Genomic DNA, 14900 nt, shown 5'->3' on the forward strand with positions numbered 1-14900 from the left:
ATCCCACCCCACTCCTGTTGATCAAGAGGTTTGCGTCAGGATTCGACCCGAGAATGACGCAAACTTCTTGATCAACAGGGGAATGACGGACGGCGCTGGTAGACATGTCGGGTGGAGACAGCGGAGCGGGCAGGGGTACGGGAGCGGGCCGAGGCGGTATTGCGCCGGTTGGCCGGTGACCACGCCCGGCTGCGCGAGGACCAGTGGCGCGCCATCGAGGCGCTGGTCGTCGACCGGCGACGGGTGCTCTGCGTCCAGCGCACCGGCTGGGGCAAGTCGGCGGTCTACTTCGTGGCCACCGCCCTGCTCCGGGAGCACGCCGGGCGGGAAGGGCAGGCCGGGCCGACAGTTATCGTCTCGCCGCTGCTGGCGTTGATGCGTAACCAGGTCGAGGCGGCCGCGCGGGCCGGCATTCGGGCCCGCACGATCAACTCGGCGAACCTCGACGAGTGGGACGAGATCACCGCCGAGATCCAGGGCGGCGCGGTGGACGTCCTGCTGATCAGCCCGGAGCGGCTCAACAACCCGGACTTCCGCGACGGCGTCCTGCCGAAGCTGGCCGCGACCACCGGTCTGCTGGTGGTCGACGAGGCGCACTGCGTCTCCGACTGGGGGCACGACTTCCGGCCGGACTACCGGCGGCTGCGCACGTTCCTCGCCGAGCTGCCGGAACGCACCCCGGTGCTGGCCACCACCGCCACCGCCAACTCCCGGGTCACCCAGGACGTAGCCGAGCAGCTGGGTGACGCCCTCGTCCTGCGCGGCACGCTGGACCGCGAGTCGCTGCGCCTCGGCGTGCTCGACCTGCCCAGCCCGGCGCACCGGCTGGCCTGGCTCGCCGACCACCTGGACGAGCTGCCCGGCTCGGGCATCGTCTACACGTTGACCGTCGCGGCAGCGGGGGAGACGGCCGAGTTCCTGCGCTCCCGGGGCTACCCGGTGGCCTCGTACACCGGTCAGGTCGAGGACGCCGACCGGCGGGCCGCCGAGCAGGACCTGCTCGACAACAAGATCAAGGCGTTGGTCGCGACCAGTGCGCTCGGCATGGGCTTCGACAAACCCGACCTGGGCTTCGTCGTCCACCTCGGCGCGCCACCGTCGCCGATCGCCTACTACCAGCAGGTCGGCCGTGCCGGCCGCGCTGTCGAGCACGCCGAGGTGCTGCTGCTGCCCGGTGCCGAGGACGCCGCCATCTGGCGCTACTTCGCCTCGCTGGCGTTCCCACCGGAGCAGCAGGTCCGGGCCGTGCTGGCCGCCCTGCACACCGACCGCCCGCTCTCCACCCAGGCCCTCGAACCGCTCGTCGATCTGCGCCGGGCCCGCCTGGAGCTGATGCTCAAGGTGCTCGACGTGGACGGCGCGGTCCGCCGGGTGCGCGGTGGCTGGCTCGCCACCGGCGAGCCCTGGGTCTATGACGAGGCCCGGTTGCGCCGCGTCGCCGAGGCACGCACCGTCGAGCAACAGGCCATGCGGGAGTACGCGTCGACGCCGGACTGCCGGATGCGGTATCTACGGGAACGCCTGGACGACACCGGGGCCACCGACTGCGGCCGGTGCGACCGTTGCGCCGACCCGCTCTTCTCCCCGGACGTGTCGACGGCCGCGCTCGCCGCCGCGCAGACGTTCCTGGGCCGCCCCGGCGTGGAGATCGCGCCGAAGAAGCTCTGGCCGACCGGGCTGGACGCGGTGGGCGTACCCCTGAAGGGCCGGATCGTTCCGGCGGAGCAGGCGCTGCCGGGCCGTGCCGTCGGGCGACTCTCCGATCTGGGCTGGGGTGGCCGGTTGCGCGACCTGGTCGGCCCGGAGGCACCCGACGCGCCGGTGCCCGACGACGTGGCCGCCGCCGTGGTGGACGTGCTGAAGTCGTGGGCGCACGGCGACGACCCGTGGCCGCGACGCCCGGTGGCGGTGGTCGCGGTCGGTTCCCGCGGGCGGCCTCGGCTGGTCGGCTCGCTGGCCGAGCGGATCGCCGCCGTGGGCCGGCTGCCGTTGCTCGGCGAGGTCACCCCGAGCGGTTCGGGCGGGGCCGGCGGGCCGCGCGGCAACAGCGCCCAGCGGGTACGCACACTGCACGACGCCTTCACCGTGCCGGCCGACCTGGCCGATGCGCTGGCCGGGCTGACCGGCCCGGTGCTGCTCGTCGACGACCTGGTCGACTCGGGGTGGACGATGGCGATGGTGACCCGGGCTCTGCGCCGCGCTGGCGCGCCCGACGTGCTCCCGCTGGCCCTCGCCGTGGCCGGCTGAGTCCGCCGGTGCGGAAAAGTTCCCGGGCACGGCGGATTGCGACCGTCGCCACGCCGTCCGGGCGTCGTCCGGGGGCCGCCCGGTGCGGCGGTACCGTGGGCGGCATGACCGATCAGCCGCCCGTCACCGTCCACGCACTGGACGCCGGCGGTGCCTGACCAGGTCTCCGCGGCGCCGGATCGGGGCACGCTCCGGCTGGCGCTGGTGGTCGGCGGGCTGGTGCTCGCGGTGCTGCTCGGCTTCGGCCTCGGCCGTCTCAACACCGGCGCCGCCACCGGCGCGGGTGCCCCGTCACTCGCCGCCGATCACACCGATCCGCCGGGCAGCGCCCCGCACAACCACGGCGCGATGCTGAGCGGGGACCAGGGCGCGGGCGCGGAGCCGGGCGGCCTGTCGGTCAGCTCGGCCGGGTACACGCTGGCCCCGTTGGCCACCGAGTTCCCGGCCGGTCGGCCGGGGCAGCTCCGCTTCCAGGTGCGCGACGCGCAGCGCCGGCCGGTCACCCGCTTCGCGGTCGTGCACGACAAGCCGATGCACCTCATCGTCGTGCGTCGCGACCTGACCGGTTACCAGCACCTGCACCCGAGCATGGCGTCGGACGGCACCTGGTCGGTGCCGTTGACCCTCGCCGAGCCCGGCGTCTGGCGGGCGTACGCCGACTTCACCGCCGTCGCCGACAACGGCGGCCAGACCGCGGTGACCCTCGGCGTGGACCTGGTCGCACCCGGCGCCTACCAGCCCCGTGCGCTGCCCGGGGCGGCCACCTCGACGACGGTGGACGGGTTCATCGTCGGCTACCAGGGCAGCCCGCAGGTCGGTGCGACCGTGCCGCTGACCTTCCGCATCGACGGGGCGGGCGGTGCCGCACCGCTGGAGCGCTACCTCGGGGCGTACGGGCACCTGGTGGCGTTGCGCGAGGGCGACCTCGGCTACCTGCACGTGCACCCGGAGCCGGAGTTGGCAGACGGCCAGGTCAAGTTCTGGGTGACCGTCCCAGGCCCCGGCCGCTACCGCCTCTTCCTGGACTTTCAGGTGCGGGCGGAGGTCCACACCGCCGAGTTCACCCTGACCGTCGCCTGATCCGGGTGCGTCAGCCGGCGCGGCGGATGGGACGGCGGGCCAGGTAGCGGAGCAGGTCGCGAATGTGGTGCTTCTCCTCGGCGGGGACGTTGGGGTCGGCCAGACGGTCGAGGATCGCCCGGACGTCGGCCTCGACCGGGCCGTCGTCGTGGCGGCGGCGGGGAGCCGGGCCGGCGTCGGGCAGGCCGAGCGCCCGGAACGCGGCCGCCACCGGCAGATCCAGGGCGGCGCAGAAGCCCCGCACTTTGGCCAACTCGGGATAATCCTGCCAGTCCCCGGCCAGCCAGCGGAACACGGTGGAACGGCCCACGCCCGTGTGCGAGGCAAGATCGGTGACGGTCCATCCGCGTTCATCGCGGGCGTCGTCGATGGCACGCCGGACGAAGCGGGCGAAGGCCATCTGCGGCGAAACCTCTGCGGAACCCATCCCTGGGGGTCTTCCCTCCCGGCCGGAGCACTGGGCGATGCGCCTTCCGAGGGTAGTACGCCCCGGGCCGGAAACAATTGACTGACCGCACAATCTGTCCCGTGGACGGGACCTTTTTCCGGGCAGCATCGATGAGCAGCCGGATCAGGTGACCAGTAATCATTGCTGTTCATCAACTAAGCTCTGGTCCCGGCGTAGCGCCCGTCCCGTCTGCCGTTTTCGACCGCAGCACTGCCGAGGAGCAGCACCATGGCCGAACCGAGCCGTCCGCAGCCGTACCAGCCCGGTGCGGTGAGCCTCTTCTTCGTCGCCAAGGCCGGCGTGTTCGCCGCCGGGTTCTGGATCTGGCTGCTGGTCCTGGTGCTGCGCACGGATCCGGCGACCGGCCTGCAGGTGTTGGCCGCCACCGGCGCGATCACCACCACGCTGGTCGGTGTGGTGCTGGGGGCCCGGATGGCGTTGCAGCACAACGCCGCGGTGCGGCACGCCGAGATGAAGAAGTTGCTGGTGGACATCTCCTGGAACGCCTTCGCCGCCGCCGGCAACGCGGAGAGCGCGGGCAAGGTCGTGCCGTTCCCGTCCGGCTCGGGGGACAGCGACTGGGCCTCCCAGCGGGCCGGCATCGAGCGGGTGCCGACCCTCGACCGGGGCGCCGGCGACCGGGTCGGGCGCGACCGGGGCGGCGACCGCCGCCGCTAGCGGTGCGCGGCAACTCGGCCAGGCGACCGGCGTCGCCAGCCGTGCGCCGCAGCCCGGCTAGGCGACCGGCGTCCTCTCGGACGACAGCAGTGTCTCCAGCCGGGGCGTGACCCGCCACTGGTCGACCAGCTCGCGGTACTCCGCGCGCTGCGTGTCGGTCGGGTCGCTGCCCGTGCGACGCGCCCGGATCAGCAGGTTACGCGGGGTGTGCTGCGAGTCGACGAACTCCACCACCTCGGCCCGGTACCCGTGCACCCGCAGCAGCCCGGCCCGCAGCGCGTCGGTCAGCACGTCGGCGAAGCGCTCCCGCAGGATGCCCTGGCGGGTCAGCAGCTCGTACGGGCCCGGGGCGGGCTGCGCGCGCAGCTGCTTCGCCAGGTCGTGGTGGCAGCACGGTGCGGCCAGCACCCAGCGGGCGTCCCAGCGCACCGCGCGGGCCAGCGCCTCGTCGGTGGCGGTGTCGCAGGCGTGCAGCGCCAGCACCAGGTCGGGGGAGGGGTCGACGGCCGCGTCGGCGATCGTGCCGGCGACGAAGCTGACCTTGTCGGCCCAGCCCAGCCGTTGCGCCAGTTCGGTGTTGCGCTGCCGCTGGTCCTCCCGGACGTCCACGCCGACCAGCTCGACGTCGAGGCCCCGGCTGGTCAGGTAGCGGTACGCGGCGAACGTCAGGTACGCGTTGCCGCAGCCCAGGTCCACCACCCGCAGTGGGCCGCTCAGGTCGTCGGGCAGGGTCGCGGCGAGGGCCCGCAGGAACGCGTCGACCTGGCGGCGCTTGGCCGCCGATCCGCCGATCTCGGCGAAAATCTCATCGCCCGGGTCGAGCAGGTACTCCTTCGCCCGGTCGTTCCCGCTCGGCGTCGCCGCCGGCCGGGTCGTCGCGGCCCGGTGCACCTGCGCCTCGCCGGACTTGGTGACCCGCAGCTGGAGCGTCGCGTCGGCCGTCTCCACGTGCCAGTTGCCGAACGGCTCGGCCAGCAGCTCGTCGACCGCCGCGCTGGCCTCCGGCCCGGGTGCGACGTTACGGGTGTACGGGCGGGCGCCGTCGGAGGTGGCGATCTGAAGTCGGGGCCCGGCCTTGAGCGTCACCGGCCGCAGCTCGGCCCGCACCACGGTGGGGCGGCGCCCCCGACGGCGACCGGCGGCGACCGCCCGGGTCAGCGCGGGGTCGAGCAGCAGTGCCCGGACCTCGGTCAGGGCGGCGTCCAGTGGTTCCGGCATCGTTCCATCTTCGGCAGGTGGGGTGGGAAGGGAACATCCCCCGTACCGCGCTCAGGCGGTGCGGGGGATGTGGGTGTCGCTGTGCGTCAGTCCGCGGTCGCCTCGGCGGGCGTACCCGCGCCGGAACCGCCACCACGACGGCGCCGGCGGCGACGCGGCTTCGACGGCTCGCCGTCGACGGCGGCGGCCGGCTCGGACGGACCCGCGTCGGCGGAGATCACCGCGGTCGGCTCGCCCACGACCACCTCGCCGGCCCGGCGGCGACGCCGGCGACGCGGGGTACGGGTGCCTTCCTCGGCGGTGTCGTCCGCGGGCGCCTCGGCGGCGACCGGCGTGCCGGCGTCGGAGCGGTCTCGACGGCCGTCGCCCCGGCCACGGCGCTCACCGCGACCGTCGCTACGGCTGTCACCGCGCCGGGAGCCCCGGCCGCCGCTGTCACCGCGGCGCGAGCGCGTCGTGCCGCCCAGGTCCTCCTCGATCTCGGCGGACAACCCGGCCCGGGTGCGCTCGGCGGTGGGCAGGGTGCCACTGACCTCGGTGGAGATGTGCAGGTCGGTGTAGAGGTGCGGGGACGTGTGGTACGTCTCCGGCGGCTCGGGCATCTCCAGACCGAGGGTCTTGTCGATGATGCGCCAGCGCGGCATGTCGTCCCAGTCGACGAAGGTCACCGCGACGCCGGTCGCCCCGGCCCGGCCGGTACGACCGATCCGGTGGGTGTAGGTGTCCTGGTCTTCCGGGCAGTCGTAGTTGATGACGTGGGTGACGCCGGTGACGTCCAGACCACGGGCCGCCACGTCGGTGGCCACCAGGATGTCGATCTTGCCGGCGCGGAACGCCCGCAGCGCCCGCTCGCGGGCACCCTGGCCGAGGTCACCGTGCACCGCGGCGACCGCGAACCCGCGGAAGTCGAGGTCCTCGGCGACCCGGTCGGCGGCCCGCTTGGTGCGGGTGAAGATCATGGTCAGCCCGCGGCCCTCCGCCTGGAGGATGCGCGCCACCACCTCGACCTTGTTCATCGAGTGGGTGCGGTAGACCAGCTGCTCGGTCTGCGGCGACGGCCCGGTCTCGGCGGTGTGCCCGGCGTGGATCGTCATCGGCTGGCGCAGGAAGCGCCGCGACAGGGTGACGATCGGGTCCGGCATGGTGGCCGAGAACAGCATCGTCTGCCGGTCCTCCGGAAGCATCGCCAGGATCTTCTCGACGTCGTCGAGGAAGCCCAGGTCAAGCATCCGGTCGGCCTCGTCCAGCACCAGGGCGTGGACGCGGTCGAGGCGTAGGTGCTTCTGCTTCTGCAGGTCCATGAGGCGGCCGGGCGTGCCGACCAGGATCTCGACGCCCTTGCGCAGCGCCTCGATCTGCGGCTCGTACGCCACACCGCCATAGATCGGCAGCACCCGGACGCCGCGCGTGCGGCCGGCGGCGGCCAGATCCTTGGCGACCTGGATGCCCAGCTCACGGGTGGGGACGACGACCAGTGCCTGCGGCACCCCGTCGCTGCCCTCGCCCGGCGCGAAGACCCGGTCCAGCAGCGGTACGCCGAAGCCGAGGGTCTTGCCGGTGCCGGTGGGTGCCTGGCCGATCAGGTCGACGCCCCGCAGGGCGATCGGGATCGCGTACTCCTGGATCGCGAAGGCGCGGGTGATGCCGGCCGCGGCCAGCGCCTCGACGGTCTCGTCGCGGGCGCCGAGTGCGGCGAACGTGGGGGCCTCGGGTCGAACCGGGGCGGTGGGGGCCAACTCCTGGCCGTCCATCAGGTCTTGAGTCAGATCGCTCATCTGGATGTGGGGGTGCCCTCTCGTGGGTGCGCCCCATCTCGTCCTCAGGGCGCGTTCGGTATGACGCGGGCCACACGGTCGGGGGCAGACTGCCGAGCCGGACCGGGCCGCACGCGCGCCGCGGGCTGAGCTTCGATCAGATCGGCGCCCACGGCAACTGCTCTATGCTACCTGAACAGGCATGCCCACGTCCCGATTCCCGGTCGGCCAGCCGCCACGCGGGGGCGCGCAATGTGGCCTGTGTCACATCTTCCGCGCCGAACGATCCTCGGGCGCTCTCCGCTGGGCTGACGGCGAAGTGTCGTCCCCGGTCGGCCGTGTCGCCGCCGAGCGGGCCGTCCGTCCCGCGCTGCACGGGCGGGGCGACCGGGTCGACGTGCCGGGAGTGTTCGGGGGGATCACCGCGCACACCGCGCGGATGGCCGCCGCCGGCCTCAACAGCCGAGCTGCGGCACCGGCCCGCGGCAGGTGGGACTGCGCCGACCTGCCGCGACGGCCGGACCGTCAGCGGACGGTGAAACCGACCGCGCGGGGCGACGCCTCGGCGATCTCGACGTACGCGACCTTCTCGACCGGCACGATGACCCGCCGGCCCTTCTCGTCGGTCAGGGAGAGCGTGCCGCCGTTCCCGGCGAAGGCGTCGGTCACGATCTGCTCGATCTCGGCCGGCGACTGCGCGCTGTCCAGAACCAGCTCGCGCGGCGCGTACTGCACGCCGATCTTGACCTCCACTGTGCCTCCTCAACTGGGGCGAAAGAACCGCCCTGCGAAGGCTATCCGATCACGGGGCCGGCGGTCAGGCTGACTCACCTTGCAGCGGGAAGCTGGCGATGCCCCGCCAGGACAGCGCGGCCACCAACGCCTCGGCCTCCGCCTTCGGCACCTGCCGGCCGCCGGCCAGCCAGAACTGGGCGGCCGTCTCCGCGGCGCCGACCAACCCGGAGGCCAGCAGCTCCGCGTGCGCCCGGCTCACGCCGGTGTCGGAGATGATCGTGTCGGTGATCGCCGCGATGCAGCCCTGCTCGACCCGCTCCACCCGCTGCCGTACCGCCGGGTCGTTGCGCAGGTCCGACTCGAAGACGAGACGGAACGCCTCGCTCTCGTGGTCGACGAAGTCGAAGTACGCCCGTACCGACGCGCCGACCCGCTCCTTGTTGTCGATGGTGCCGCGCATCGCGTCCTGCACTTTGGCGACGATGGCGTCACAGTGCGTGTCCAGCAGGGCCAGGTAGAGATCCATCTTGCCGGGGAAATGTTGGTAGAGCACGGGCTTGGAGACCCCGGCCCGTTCGGCGATGTCGTCCATCGCGGCGGCGTGGTAGCCCTGCGCGACAAACACCTCCTGCGCCGCCGCGAGCAGCTGCTTACGGCGCGCCGACCGGGGCAGACGGGTAGGCCGTCCGGCGGTCTGTGCGCTGTTCCCCGCAGCGGTCATGGGATCCTCCGAGTTCTCCGTACGAGCCGGCATTTTCCCCCCAGACCGGGCGAGGCCCGTGTCCCTCGTTGTGGAAATGGCCCGCCGCTGTAACTTATCGCCACTGTCGCCACACGGTAGCCTCAGCGGGGGCGACCAAGGAGCGCGCGGTGAGTGAAACAGGGCAACCCGGAGCCGCCACCCCGGGAGAGCACGGTGACGGAGCGGGTCAGCACGACGACCCGAGCCGTTCCGGCGGCGGTTGGGCGCCCCAGTCGGGCGGGTGGTCCCGGGCCGCCGAGCGCGAGGACGACCCGGAGCAGGCGGCACGCTGGCAACCTGACCCCGCGGCCGGGTGGCGTACGTCATCCGCGCGGCACGGCGACCTGCCACCGCCCCTGGCCGGGCTGCCCGATGGCCCCGAGCCACCGGTCCGTGTCAACGGCCACCACGCCAACGGCGTCCGCCACGCCGGCACCGAGGCCAATGGCGCGGCGGGTCGTCCCGCGCCGGTGAGTGCCCCGCCCGGGCTGAACGGCGAGGACCGGCCCGCCGCGACCGGCGACCGGCTGGTGGTGCCCGCCCAACGTCCCGCGCCGCAGCCGGAGCAGAGTGTCGGCGACCCCGGCCCGGCCCGCCGCGCCACCGCCGACCCGGCCGACACACGCGCCGCCCGCTGGGCCGAGCCCGGCCTGCCCACCTCGGCGCCACCGGCCGTCCAGGTGCCACCCGTGGGCACCGCGGCGTCGGGTTTCGAGGTTCCGCCCGGATTCCACGCACCCACCGTCGATCGGCTGGCCGCCGACGAGCCGTCCGCCGCGCCACGCGACTGGCGCGACCCGCTCCCGGCGGAGGCGGCCACCGATCCGGGCCGTACCCCGGGTCGCCCCACCGACGACCCCGCCGAGCCGACCCGTCCCGCCGAGGGCTCCCGCGCCGCGGACGCTCCCCGGGCCGGGGAGTCGTCGGCGATCGAGCCGGACTGGTCCGGCCCGAGCTGGAACCGCCCGAGCTGGGGCGGCGGCTGGGCACCGCCCTGGTCCAGACAGGATGACGAGCCGACCGGCCGCCGGGCCCGGGACGAGCCCGCGCCGGGCTGGGTCGCCGAGCCCAACCTGCCGTACGAGCCGGTACGCGCCGAGCCCACCCGCCCGTACGAGCCGGTGCGCGCAGACCCGCCCCGGGCGTACGACGTGGAGCGGGATGGGCCCGATTCCGAGGCGGCCCCCGAGCGGCCGACCTGGGCCGGTGAGCGTCCGGCGGGCAGCCCTGCCGCCCCGCCGCCGGAGCCGCCCGGAGCCGCGCCCGCGGTGCGACCCTCGTGGGCCGGTGGACCGGCCGAGCCGACCAGCGCCCCGCCGCAGGACCGCCCGTCCTGGGCCGGCGGCCCCGCCCCGACCAGCGCCTCACCATCCCGCCCGGTCAGCGCGCCGCCGCAGGACCGCCCGTCCTGGGCCGGTCCGGCCCCCACCGCCACCCCACCGCCCGGCCGCCCGTCCTGGGCCGGTGGCGCTGATCCGGCGCCGACGAGTGGTGCGCCGTCGCGTCCGTCCTGGGCCGGTCGACCTGACCCGGCGGCGTCCGGCGCACGCACCGGTGACCGGCCGGCCTGGGTCCGCCCGCCGGCGACCGATGCGGCACCTGCCGAACCGGCAGCGGCGCCGACGGTTCCGGCCGACGTGCCACCGACGCCGGTCGTGCCGCCACCGGCTCCGGCCGGACCGGCCCTGGTGGCGGAACGGCCCTCCTGGACCGGTGGGTCGTCGGCGGCCTCGCCCAGCACTCCGCAGCGAGCCGAGCGGCCCGACTGGTCCGAGGGGCGCATTCCCGCGTCCCAGGGCGAGCCTCCGGCCTGGCCGGCGAGCGCGCCCCGGGCGAACGAGGCGGGCGAGCAGCCCGCTCCGCCGCGACCCGAGCCCCGGTCCGCCGCACCCTTCCGACTGCGCCCGGCGAGCCCCGAGCCGCCCGAGCAGACCCGCGCCGCACCGACCTCCGGCGCCGTCCCACCCTCCGCCACGAGCGGGGGCGGACGCCGTGACCGGCCCTCACCCGTGTCCGCCCCTCCCTACGCGGCACGCCGATCCGCCCCCGATCCGGCGTCACCGGCCGAGCCGGCGGACACCGGTGGTCGTGCCGAAACGACGCCGGCGGTGCTGCCGCAGCGCGTCCCCGCGGAACCGGACGTGCCCGTCGTGCCGGAGCCGCCCACCGTGGAGCCCCCCGCCGAAACCCCGGAACTCGCACGTATCGCCACCCACCTGCGCCGCGACGACGAACCCGCACCCCTGCGGGAGCGCCCCGAGGGGTTCGACGTCAACGCCATCCTGGACGCCGTTCGGGAAGTGGCCGGCGTCCGGGACGCGGCGCTGCGGCGTACGCCGGCGGGTGCGCACAGCCTCCGGCTGGACCTGGCCGACGGTGCCGACCCGGCCGAGGTGAGCCGACAGGTCGCCCGGCTGCTCCAGGAGCGGATGGGTCTGGCCGCCGCCCCACAGAACCTGCCCGGCCCGCCCAGCACGCCAGCCCCGCCGGCCCGCCGCCGTGCTGCCGAGCCGCGTGCTGCCGAGCGGCGTTCCCCGGAGACGCGGGACGCCGGCGCGGAGCCGCGAACCGGGGAGATGCGTGCCGCCGAGCCGACCGTGGGCGGACGGTTCGATGCTCCGCCCGGCGACGCGTCCCGTCGGCGCCGGTCGAACGCACCGCACCGGGGTCGTGCCACGGTGGAGGAGCCGGGTTCGGTCTCGGCCGCGCCCGCCGGCGCCGCCACCGGCAGCCCGGCGACGCTGGGTACGTCGTACTCCGGTGGTCAGGTGACCACGACGGAGTCGGCACCGTCGCGACCGCTGGACACCGGCGGCGCGCCGGGTCCGCGGGTGGTGATCGACCACGTGCAGGTCAGCACGTTCGGGCTGGACGCGAACGTGGAGGTCCGGCTGCTGGCCGGCGGCGAGACGGCCTCCGGGTACGCGACCGGGCCGGCGGTGGACGGCTACGTGCTGAGGCTCTGCGCGGTGGCCGCGGCCGCCGCCGTGGACGAGTTGCTGCGTGGTGCCGAGAATGCCGAGCGGGGGCGCTGTTTCGTCGAGCACGCGGCCGTGGTGCCGTTCGGTAACTGCGAGGTGGCGACAGTGGTGGTGCTGCTGGTCTGCGAGGGGTGGGTCGAGCAGCTCGCCGGTTCGGCGCTGGTCGCCGGTGATCCGCGGCAGGCGGTGGTCCGGGCGACGCTGGCGGCGGTCAACCGTCGGCTGGAGGCGCTGCTGTCCTGAGTGGTCCGGGGCAGACTGGAACGATGAAACGCGCCATCCTCTCGCCGGATGAACTCCTCCCGGAGCACCGGATTCCGCCGCCGTGGCCGGGGCGGGAGGTCCGTCTCGGCAGGTCGGTCACGTACGTGCGGGACACTCCGGCCACCGCCGCCGGTGCCGAGCCCGCGTTGTACGTGCACGGGCTGGGCGGCTCCTCGCAGAACTGGACGGACCTGGCCGGGCTGCTGTCCGACCGGCTCGACGGTCAGGCCATCGACCTGCCCGGCTTCGGCCGCAGCGAGCCGGGTCGCCGTTACACGATCCCCGCCTTCGCCGACCTGGTCGTCCGCTGGATCGAGCACTCCGATCGGGGGCCGGTGCACCTGTTCGGCAACTCGTTGGGCGGTGCGGTCGCCGTCCAGGTGGCGGGGCTGCGCCCCGACCTGGTGCGCACCCTCACCCTGATCTCTCCGGCGCTGCCGTTCCTCGACTTCCGCCGCTCGCTGCAGGGTCGGATGCTGCCGGTGCTGGCCATCCCCGGGGGTGAGCGGCTGGTCGCCCGGCGGCTCACCCAGCTCGCCCCCGAGGTGATGGCCGAGCAGGTGTTGGAGGCCTGCGTGGCCGACCTCAGCCGGATCTGCGAGCAGCGGCGGGCCGAGGCGTTGGAGGAGATCCGGGTGCGCTACGAGGCGGAGCACTACGCCGCCGCGTACGTCCGGACGTTCCGTGGGCTGGTCTCCAGCTTTCTGCGGGCGTACCTCCCGGGGTCGGGGTCGCTGTGGCGGCTCGCCGGGTCGGTGCGGGCGCCGACGCTGGTGGTGGGCGGTCGGCAGGACCGGCTGGTCGACGTCCGGGTCGCGCCGCAGACCGCCCGGGTCATCCCGGACAGCCGGCTGCTGATGCTCGACGGCGTCGGTCATGTGGCGCAGTTGGAGGTGCCCCGGCTGGTCGCCCGGGCGGTGGTGGGTCTGCTCACCGAAACGGAGGACGCCGTCGGGCGGTCTGATCTGGCAGGCTGAGCCGGATGCCCAGGTCCTTCCGCCGTCAGCGACGCTTCGCCCTGTTCGCCCAGCTGGTGGCGGTGGGGTTGGCCATCGGTGCGGTGGTGAGCGTGATCGCCGAGGGGCCGGGTGGTCGTCCCGCCGCGGATCGGCTGGCCGCCGACGAGATCCCGAGCGTGGCGCCGCTGGTGGCCGCGCCGCTGCCGTCGTCGGTCGAGCCGTCGCTCTCGCCCTCGGCGTCGCCGAGTGCGCCCCCGGTGCTGCGGCTGCCCGGGGCGGTGCCGAGCGCGGGCACGGGCCGGTTCGGCTACGACGACCGCTCCGGCCCGGTGCTGGGTCGGGCGGGTGAGCTGCGGCGTTACCGGGTGGCGGTGGAGTCGGGCAGTGCCGAGGACGCCGCCGGGTTCGGTGCGGCGGTCGAGACGGCGCTCGCCGGGCCGGGCAGCTGGGTGGACAGCGGCCAGCTGCGGTTGCAGCAGGTGCCGGGCAGCGCTCCGCGCGATTTCACCGTCTATCTGGCCACGGCCCGTACCGCGGGTCGGATGTGCGTCGAGGGTGGGGTGGACATCCGGATCGATGGTCGTCCGTACACCTCCTGCCGGGCGCCCGGTCAGGTGATCATCAACCTGGACCGGTGGCGGTTGTCGGTGCCGCACTACGTCTCGGCCGGTGTGCCGCTGTCGGTGTACCGGACGTACGTGGTGAACCACGAGGTGGGTCACCAGCTGGGGCATCGGCACGAGGGCTGCCCCGGTTCGGGTCGGCCGGCACCGGTGATGATGCAGCAGACGCTCTTCCTGAACGGGTGTCGGGTCAACCCGTGGCCGTACCTGGACGGGCGTCGTTACGCCGGTCCGCCGCTCTGAACATCCAGGGCGCATTGCGTTAATAGCGGTAAAAGAAGCGGAATGCCCGAATAATCTGGCACGCTGGACGTCATGACGCCGTCGTCCCCTTGCGGCCCGCCCCAACCACCCGACCCGTCGGGCCCGCCGGCGTACCAGCACGCGCGTCCCACTCTCGTCCGCATGCGTCGGCGTCGTCGCCGTACCCTGCTGCTCGGCGTGCTGGTGCTCGCCACCGCCGTCGGGGTGACCCTCACCCGGGGCGGTGAACCGCCGGCCGAGGTGCCGCCGGCCGCCACCGAGGGCGGGATGGGGCACGGCGGTGGGGGCGCCCACCCGGTGCCCAGCAGCTACCCGTCGGTCGGCGCGGGACGGTTCACCGCCGCCGACGGCGGAACCGGCGCGTACGGCGAGGACGGGCCGCTGCACCGCTACCGGGTGGCGGTCGAACGCGGCACCGGCCAGGACGTCGACACGTTCGCCGCGCGGGTGGACGAGGTGCTGGCCGATCCGCGTAGCTGGATCGCCTCCGGCGAGCTGCGGGTGCAACGGGTGGCCGACGCGGGGGCCGCCGACTTCACCATCTACCTGGCCACCCCGGTCACCTCCGAGCGGATGTGCGCCGAGGGCGGGCTGACCACCGAGCGCTACACCTCCTGTCGGCTGCCCGGCCAGGTCATCATCAACCTGGCGCGCTGGATGGAGGCGGTCCCCGACTACGGTGCCCCGCTGGACACCTACCGCACCTACGTGATCAACCACGAGGTGGGCCACGAGTTCGGCGAGCAGCACGAGGCCTGCCCGGGCCCGGGCGAGTCGGCGCCGGTCATGCAGCAGCAGACGTACGGCCTGCAGGGCTGCGTCGCCAACGCCTGGCCCTACGTCGACGGCCGCCGTTACTCGGGGGACATCGTCTCCTGAGTTATTCCCGCTCCCGCATCGCGGACCA

At 74.3% G+C, this 14900-nt stretch carries 12 protein-coding genes; 7 read left to right on the forward strand and 5 right to left on the reverse strand.

Annotated elements, in window-relative coordinates; genetic code table 11:
- Nucleotides 1-111: 111 nt before the first annotated feature.
- Both O7620_RS28735 and O7620_RS28740 read left to right on the forward strand, forming a co-directional pair.
- Nucleotides 112-2247: a DEAD/DEAH box helicase gene (locus tag O7620_RS28735; protein ID WP_278126257.1), complete on the forward strand. Its 2136-nt coding sequence runs from the start codon at nucleotides 112-114 to the stop codon at nucleotides 2245-2247.
- Nucleotides 2248-2397: 150 nt separating this feature from the next.
- A complete protein-coding gene (locus tag O7620_RS28740; RefSeq protein ID WP_278126259.1) occupies nucleotides 2398-3327 on the forward strand; it encodes a hypothetical protein in 930 nt (309 codons plus the stop codon).
- A gap of 10 nt (nucleotides 3328-3337) precedes the next feature.
- Here the strand turns inward: O7620_RS28740 and O7620_RS28745 are convergent, their stop codons facing one another.
- Entirely contained in the window at nucleotides 3338-3754 is a 417-nt protein-coding gene (locus O7620_RS28745; RefSeq protein WP_151493105.1) for a helix-turn-helix domain-containing protein, read from the reverse strand.
- 249 nt (nucleotides 3755-4003) lie between these two features.
- Here O7620_RS28745 and O7620_RS28750 point away from each other — a divergent pair, with 249 nt between their 5' ends.
- Nucleotides 4004-4453, forward strand: coding sequence for a hypothetical protein (locus tag O7620_RS28750; RefSeq protein WP_278126262.1), 450 nt, complete (start codon nucleotides 4004-4006; stop codon nucleotides 4451-4453).
- Between the two features lie 57 nt (nucleotides 4454-4510).
- Here O7620_RS28750 and O7620_RS28755 read toward each other — a convergent pair whose 3' ends face one another.
- The 4 genes from O7620_RS28755 to O7620_RS28770 all read right to left on the reverse strand — a co-directional run bounded on the left by O7620_RS28755 (nucleotide 4511) and on the right by O7620_RS28770 (nucleotide 8881).
- The gene (locus O7620_RS28755; RefSeq protein ID WP_278126263.1) at nucleotides 4511-5671 is read right to left on the reverse strand and encodes an SAM-dependent methyltransferase; all 1161 of its coding nucleotides are present in this window, start codon (nucleotides 5669-5671) and stop codon (nucleotides 4511-4513) included.
- 86 nt (nucleotides 5672-5757) lie between these two features.
- Nucleotides 5758-7446: a DEAD/DEAH box helicase gene (locus tag O7620_RS28760; protein WP_278126265.1), complete on the reverse strand. Its 1689-nt coding sequence runs from the start codon at nucleotides 7444-7446 to the stop codon at nucleotides 5758-5760.
- A 504-nt stretch (nucleotides 7447-7950) separates the two neighbouring features.
- On the reverse strand, nucleotides 7951-8178 hold the full coding sequence (locus tag O7620_RS28765) for a DUF3107 domain-containing protein (RefSeq protein WP_030329796.1): 228 nt from the start codon (nucleotides 8176-8178) through the stop codon (nucleotides 7951-7953).
- Nucleotides 8179-8242: 64 nt separating this feature from the next.
- Nucleotides 8243-8881, reverse strand: coding sequence for a TetR/AcrR family transcriptional regulator (locus tag O7620_RS28770; RefSeq protein WP_151493365.1), 639 nt, complete (start codon nucleotides 8879-8881; stop codon nucleotides 8243-8245).
- 950 nt (nucleotides 8882-9831) lie between these two features.
- Here O7620_RS28770 and O7620_RS28775 point away from each other — a divergent pair.
- The 4 genes from O7620_RS28775 to O7620_RS28790 all read left to right on the forward strand — a co-directional run bounded on the left by O7620_RS28775 (nucleotide 9832) and on the right by O7620_RS28790 (nucleotide 14872).
- Nucleotides 9832-12126: a hypothetical protein gene (locus O7620_RS28775; protein ID WP_278127192.1), complete on the forward strand. Its 2295-nt coding sequence runs from the start codon at nucleotides 9832-9834 to the stop codon at nucleotides 12124-12126.
- A 23-nt stretch (nucleotides 12127-12149) separates the two neighbouring features.
- Nucleotides 12150-13124: an alpha/beta hydrolase gene (locus tag O7620_RS28780; RefSeq protein WP_151492288.1), complete on the forward strand. Its 975-nt coding sequence runs from the start codon at nucleotides 12150-12152 to the stop codon at nucleotides 13122-13124.
- Between the two features lie 5 nt (nucleotides 13125-13129).
- Complete coding sequence (locus O7620_RS28785) at nucleotides 13130-13972, forward strand: DUF3152 domain-containing protein (protein WP_151492289.1); 843 nt, start codon at nucleotides 13130-13132, stop codon at nucleotides 13970-13972.
- 162 nt (nucleotides 13973-14134) lie between these two features.
- Nucleotides 14135-14872 carry a DUF3152 domain-containing protein gene (locus O7620_RS28790; RefSeq protein WP_278126269.1) on the forward strand — a complete coding sequence of 246 codons (738 nt, stop codon included), beginning with the start codon at nucleotides 14135-14137 and terminating at the stop codon, nucleotides 14870-14872.
- The last annotated feature ends 28 nt before the right edge of the window (nucleotides 14873-14900 follow it).

It is taken from the genome of Micromonospora sp. WMMD710 (assembly GCF_029626045.1).
In the GTDB taxonomy this organism is placed as follows: Bacteria; Actinomycetota; Actinomycetes; order Mycobacteriales; family Micromonosporaceae; genus Micromonospora.